Genomic DNA, 7,366 nt, shown 5'->3' on the forward strand with positions numbered 1-7,366 from the left:
GTTAGAGATAAAACAATGATTATTCACGATGTCTGTTTCAGCTGTAAAATAGGAATGGCAATTTTTACAATGAAAACGTTGCTTTTCAAGTAATAAATGCGCAGGTCTTTCGCTGACTTTAGGAAGAGTAATTCTAGACTTTTTCGTTCCATTTTTAATAATTGAATAGTTTTGATTTTTAAAACCACATAATTCACACCGTTGAGGTGTGTACGAGAGCTTACCAAAATAAACTATCTATACCTCTTATTGTTTTTATTTCTACTTTATCTTTGAATTGTATATTTTTGTCTTTAATTCCAAGTGTTATTGATATACAATGATTCATAGGCGCATTATCTCCTTTTTATTAGTTTGGTCACTTATAATTATAGAGATAATTGCGCCATTTTTATATTTATAACCTAAAAAATATGGACTGATGAGAATTTTTTTAATTCTCATCAGTCCAATTTAGTATAGAGCCCAAATTTTTAAGTTCTTTAGTAAGTGAACACAGGTTTTTAATATCACTACTTAATTTTTAATTTTTGATTCTCCCAGTCTATTTTTAAAATTTTAGAATTTTTGTTTTTCCTATATTGAATTAATAAAATTTTTGAAATCCTTATTCGTCTTTATTAAGTATTCATACTTATCAAATCCATTAATAGTTCCATTTTGAAAGAAAATAACTTTATCATATAATTTTAAAACACTAGGTTCTATATTATGAGTTACATTAACTATTGTATATTTTTGTTCTTTTATTAATGAATGTTCAATATCCAATGCAGTATTTTTATCTATAGAAGAAGTGCCTTCATCAATTATTAATAAAGGTTTATTACTTATTAGAGCACGAGCTACAGCTATTCTTTGACGTTGACCTCCAGATAGAGATGATCCATTGTCTGTCAAATAAGTATATAGGCCATTTGGTAACTTCTCAATGAATTTGTATACACCGCTAATTTTAATGGCGTTGTTAATTTCTTCAGAAGTATATGCTGTGTTTAGGCATATATTTTCATAGATAGTTCCATCAAAGAGATAAACATTTTGTGGAATTGTAGAATAAATGTACTTCAATTTATCTATATTTATTTTTTTTAAATTATTGTCATCATAACAAATTTCTCCGTCGTAATCTCCGTAAAATCCCATTAAAAGTTTAATGAAAGTACTTTTTCCCTCGCCACTAGGACCTAAAATGATATAATTTCCGCCTTTTTTTAATTTTATATTTGCATTATTAATTACAAAGTTTTGATAATCGTAACTAAAATTTAAATTAGACACTGAAATACAATTTGTGAAAGTAGGTTCTATTCTATCATGTTGTTGAATAGATTTAGTTGGAGTTAGTTCTTTAAAAGATTCCAAAACTGGTTTGGCTCCTTTGATTTTTGTATAGTTTTCCATAAATATCATTATAGGAACAACTAACGCTCCACTCAATTGAATAATAGCTACCAATGTTCCAGAAGATATAATTTGCTTCATTACTAAATAAGCAGAAACGAATAAAATTAATAATTGTGTTAAAGTTCCCATTAAATCTGAGAGGCTTTTATTTAGAGCACCTAAAATATCAAAGCTCATTTTTTTTCTATATATTTTTAAATTATTATGATTGTGTTTCCTATTGATATATAAATCTATGAAAAAAGTTTTAATGACTTCAAAGCCAGATAAAAAACTTTTTAGTGATATGGTATACCTTGATAATTCAGTTGCATAATTTTTTTGCTTTTTTTGTAAAATAGTACCCAATAATGAGGGGACTATCAACATTAGTATCGTGCCACTTAGAGATATAATGCTAATTAATGGACTAATGTATGTTAATAGGAAAATAGTAATCAAAAACGTTATACTTGATTTTATTAATTCTAAATAAGATTTTATATAATTTTCTTCTAAAATATTAATTTGATTGGTTAAAAGTGATACATACTCAGTTAAGGGACGATTTGAAAATTGTCGCATATTGTAATTTAAAATAGAACCAAATGTTTCATTACGAAGATTGAAAACTATTTCATTTGAAAATTTTTTGAAAACTAAATGATAAAGAAATTCAACGGAACCCAATGTAATTAAATATAAAGCACCCCAAAGAATAATGTTGAGGAACCTTTCAAATTCTTGATTAATAGCTGAGTCTATAATTACTTGAAGTAAAATTGCTATAAAAACAGAAAAAATTGAACTTATAGTAGCTAATAAAATTGTAAATAAAAATAATATTGGCTTTTGCTTGATAAATTTTTTCATGGCTCCTCCATCCTTTAAACTAGATGATTTTTAAATATCAGCAATTTAATAAAAAATTAACATTATAACTATTTTACAAAGTGTGTTGTAAAATAGTTATAAAATAGATAGAATGATAAATGAGAACAAAAATAAGAATAATTATCAAAGCTATTATAACTTTATTGTACTATTTTTTCATTTGTTGTTTAAAGGAAATACTTATTTAAAATGTATATATTAAAATTGTTGCTTTTTAAATGACTATGGAGGGATTAAATTGATTATTTCAAAAATCGATTTTCAGTCTAATGCTAGGAAAAATAAAATTGCTATTGATGATGGAATGAAGAAATATAGTTATTATGATTTAAGGGAATATTCAACAATAATATCTAATTTTATTATAAGAAAAGAATACTATAACGAAAGTATAGGATTGTTTTTTAACCATAGTTCAGATATGATTATAGCTATGATAAGTTCTATTAGGTCTGGAAATAATTATGTCCCTCTAGATATAGAACATCCAACTAAGAAATTGATAAGTATACTAACAAATACAAATATAAATTGTGTGCTGACAAATAATTCGTATGAGAAAAAAATAAAAGATATAATCAAAAAAATAGATTGGACATAGATGTTTTAAATATAGAAAATATTATGGTGTCGAAAAATATAAATAGATCGTTTGAATCTCACGATATTAAAAGAATTGATATAGCATATATTTTGTATACTTCTGGATCTACAGGTGAAGCAAAAGGAGTTATTCAGACACAAAGGAATATTTGTTATTTTGCTGAAAATTTTTCTAAAGAACTTCGAATTAATGAAAATAGCAATATAATTCTTTTATCAAAGTATACACATGATGCTTCAGTTCTTGACATATATGCATCTCTTATTAATGGAGCAACTTTATATATTATTGACGTGAAAAAAGCAGGAAGTTTTAGAAAGATAGAAGAAAAGTTGAATGAAAATAAAATTACTTTATGGCATTCAGTCCCAACTTTATTCCGAGCCATCTCTAAGAAAGTGAAAAATTCTTTTCATAGTATGGAATACGTTGTATTAGGGGGAGAAGAAATACATAGTAATGACTTAGACTTGGTTAAAAATGTTTTTCCTAAAGCTAAACTATATTGTTTGTATGGACAAACAGAATCTACATTTAATTCTGGAAAGTTTATAGATAGTAAATTTGCTAATAATGAAATAACTCTTGGAAAAGCCATACAAGATACAAATCTATTTATATATAAAGATGGTATGCAGATTAAGACAGATAACTTAGTTGGTGAAATAGTGGTAGAGAGTCCGGCTATTTCTCCATTTTATAAAATTAACGGAGAACAGAAACCAGTTAAACAAAAATCAAACTTATATTTTACTGGAGATTTAGGGGAAATATTGCCTACAGGTGAGATAAAATTTATAGGTAGAAAAGACCATCAAATTAAAATAAATGGGCAGAGGGTAGAAATCGGAGAAATAGAAAATGTTTTGTTGAAAAAAGAGGAGATAATAGAAGCAGCTGTATTATATATTCCTGGAGAAAAACTGTTATCTGCTTATATTGTGTGGGATGAAAACTTAATTGATAGTAATGATATATATGATTGTATGTTTGAATATATGAAAAAAAATTTACCATATTATATGATTCCTGCAAAATTTCATCTTTTGAAAGAAATTCCTAAGACAAATTCAGGGAAAATAAATAGAAAAGAATTAAAAAATATAAGTAGCAATGATAGAAGTAGTTTTAAAACCAAATCAAATACATTCGTACAAAAAAAATTAGTTTCTATATATAATAAATATTTAAATGTAGATGATGTGTTGATAGAACAAAGTTTTTTACAACAGGGAGGAGATTCATTAGATGCTATGATGATTCTCTCGGATATTAATGAAGAATTTGATGTTAGTTTAAATTTGTCAGATTTATTCGAAAATAGCTCTATTATTGAGTTAGAAAAAATTTTAAGTAATTGTTCTAAAAAGAAAAATTTACTAAATAAATTCTTTAATAAAGAAAAACTGAAAATACAAGAGGCTACATCAGCACAGTTGAGATTATATACTATTCAAAATAATCAACAATGTTCTCTAATAAGCTATAATGAACCTAAATTAATAGAATTGAATTATAAACTTCAAATTAACAAATTAAACAGAGCTTTAAACTCATTAATTCATCGTCATGAGTCATTGAGAACGAGTTTTCATATGAGAAATGGCAAGCTAATTCAGAAAGTACATGAAAATGCAACAGTTAATATCGAATATGAATTCTGTAAAAATTTTGATTTGAAACAAAGGCAGAAAATTGTAGAAGATTTCGTAAAACCATTCAACTTAAAAGCCCCCCCTTTAATTAGAATCAAATTAATTGAAACAATAAAAAATTGCTATTTATTTATAGACGTACATCATATTATTGCGGATGGAACCTCATTATCCATTATTATCCGAGATTTACTTTATTTATATAACGGCATTTATTTAAAACCTCTGGAATATCAATATAAAGATTATATTTATGAAAAAATAAATAGTAAGATAAGTGAAAAGGAAAAACTATTTTGGCGAAAAAAATTTAGCTATAACGATATTCAAACCATCCTACCTGCAATTTATAAAAAAAATAATTATCTAAAGGAAACGAGCAGTTCAGTGGCAATCATCCATTTTTCTTTAGATACTGATTTAGTCCAAAAAATAAAAGACTTCTGCACATATTATTCTGCTACACGTTATATGGTACTTTTTTCTGTTTTTAATATTTTGGTTTCTAAATATACGCAACAAGAAAATATCGTAGTAGGAACACCTTTTTCTAATAGAAATAAACCTATGTATAAAAAAATAGTTGGTATGTTTGCTAATACGTTACCGATTAAAACAAAAGTGAAAAGTAATTATAAAATTATTGATTACTTTAAACATTTTAAAGATGAACTAATTGAATATTATAAATATGGAAATTTAGATTTAGAACAAATTAAAAAGGCAATAAAAAAAGAAAAATTTACAACAAATACACCTATTCTTAGTATTCTCTTTTCTTTACAAGAATTTGAAATCGATAAAAAAGTGAAGAGTGACTTAGATATAAAAAGTATAAAAACTCCTTTCGTGGGGAATAAATTCGACTTTGCTTTAATATTTGATGATAAAAAGAATCTTAGTGGTCATGTTGAGTACAATACTAGTATTTATAGTAACAGTGAAATGGAAATGCTTATAAAACGCTATAAAAAATTATTGAAAGAGCTCATGGTATCACCTTACAAGTATATTAAAGATTTGGATTTGTTGCTGGAAAATGAAATAGAAGAAGTTCTGTTTAACAATCAAAACAATCATACTCCGTATCCGAAAAATAAAACAATAGATGAAGTGTTCAAAGAAACTGTAGATAAATATGGTAATAAAATAGCTATTCATTCAGAAAACTTCAATATGTCATATAAAGAAGTGTTTGAAAAAGCAAGTTATTTAGCAACTAACTTATTAGAATCTGGAGTTCAAAAAAAAGAAACTATTGCTTTAATTTGCGAAAAAAATATAGAAACTATAGTAACTATGATAGGTATTATAATGGCAGGAGCCAATTATTTACCAATTGATGTTAAATATCCTGAGGATAGAATTAAATATATAATACAAAATTGTGGATGTAAGCATATATTGAGAAAAAAAGGTCAAAAATTTAACATTAGTAATGTAAAATGCTTATATATTGAAGAATTATTTAAAGAAACACCTTTGAGAAACTATTGCTTTAACTTACCAACAGATACTGCATATGTTATTTATACTTCTGGTTCTTCTGGACGGCCAAAAGGAGTTGAAATTGGACATAAATCATTAATAAAGATTTGTAAAAATATAAATTACTTCTCTACAGATTCATATCATCGATTGTTGCATATGGGATCGTTTTCTTTTGATGCTTCAGTTCAACAAATTTGGCTAACTTTATTAAATGGTATGACGCTTTATATTGAAGAAGATGATTTATTATTAGATATGGAATATTTTAAAAAATATATTGATTTAAATAGAATAACATCGTTAATTATGCCGACAATTTATTCAACCAACTTGGTCCTAGCTATGCCTGTATCTTTGATAATATAGAACAATTAATAGTAGGCGGAGATATATTAAATGTAAAACAAGTTGAAAGCGTATTTAACAGAAACAAAACTATAAATATTATAAATGGTTATGGTCCAACAGAAAACACAATAATATCAACTTTTTATGAAATAAGCAAAGATTTTACTGAAAGAGAAATTATACCTATAGGAAAACCCGTTAGTAATACCAATGTGTTTTTAATGGATTTTAATGACAAATTAGTTCCGAAAGGTTTTGTAGGTGAGATATATTTATCTGGTGATGGTCTAGCAAAGGGGTATGTAAATAACGAAAAGGAAATGAAAAAAAGGTTTATTGAAAACCCTTATAATCCGAAAGAAAGATTATATAAGACTGGAGATTTAGCTAAATGGAATAATGATGGTGATCTTGTTTATATAGGCCGTAAAGATAATCAGGTTAAGTTAAGGGGATATCGCGTTGAATTAAGTGAGATTGAAAATCAAATACAATTATTGCCGGGAGTAAAAGAAGTAGTAGTAATGCTATTGGATAATCATACTTTAGCTAGTTATTATAGTACCTATAATTCAATTGTAACAGAAAAATTTATAAAAAAATCACTTAAGAAAGTATTACCTGAATTTATGATTCCAGTTTATTTTATACATTTAAATGAACTACCCCTATCGCCAAATGGAAAAATTGATAAAAAAACATTACCGTTACCAATTATAGATAAAAAAACAAATGACATTAAAAATGCCCAGAATCAAGTACAAGAAATTATGTTAGATACTTGGAAAGAGGTATTTATGATGGAAGAACTTGGTGTTACTACTAATTTTTTTGAGATTGGCGGCGATTCTATTAAAGCGATACAAATCGTTTCACGCCTCAGGAACAAGGATTTAGTTTTAAAAGTAAATGATATTTTGAAATACAAAAATATTGAAAAGTTAGAAAAGTATACGGTGAATATATGTGATAAGAAAATTATAAAAAA

At 26.0% G+C, this 7,366-nt stretch carries 4 protein-coding genes and 1 pseudogene; 3 read left to right on the plus strand and 2 right to left on the minus strand.

Going from position 1 to position 7,366, the window contains the following annotated elements:
• Positions 1-328 (minus strand): annotated as a pseudogene (locus HMPREF3264_RS13115) (transposase family protein); the annotation flags it as partial.
• Between the two features lie 248 nt (positions 329-576).
• Complete coding sequence (locus HMPREF3264_RS03525; RefSeq protein WP_070871946.1) at positions 577-2,259, minus strand: ABC transporter ATP-binding protein; 1,683 nt, start codon at positions 2,257-2,259, stop codon at positions 577-579.
• Positions 2,260-2,518: 259 nt separating this feature from the next.
• Between HMPREF3264_RS03525 and HMPREF3264_RS03530 the strand changes: the two genes are divergently transcribed.
• The 3 genes from HMPREF3264_RS03530 to HMPREF3264_RS12740 form a co-directional block, all read left to right on the plus strand.
• The gene (locus HMPREF3264_RS03530) at positions 2,519-2,881 is read left to right on the plus strand and encodes an AMP-binding protein (RefSeq protein ID WP_070871947.1); all 363 of its coding nucleotides are present in this window, start codon (positions 2,519-2,521) and stop codon (positions 2,879-2,881) included.
• A 26-nt stretch (positions 2,882-2,907) separates the two neighbouring features.
• A complete protein-coding gene (locus HMPREF3264_RS03535; protein ID WP_176746809.1) occupies positions 2,908-6,396 on the plus strand; it encodes an AMP-binding protein in 3,489 nt (1,162 codons plus the stop codon).
• Between the two features lie 23 nt (positions 6,397-6,419).
• Positions 6,420-7,366: non-ribosomal peptide synthetase (locus HMPREF3264_RS12740; protein WP_256323953.1), on the plus strand; the 947-nt coding region annotated here is incomplete at its 3' end.

Source organism: Staphylococcus sp. HMSC62A08 (assembly GCF_001839105.1).
Taxonomy (GTDB): Bacteria; Bacillota; Bacilli; order Staphylococcales; family Staphylococcaceae; genus Staphylococcus; species Staphylococcus caprae.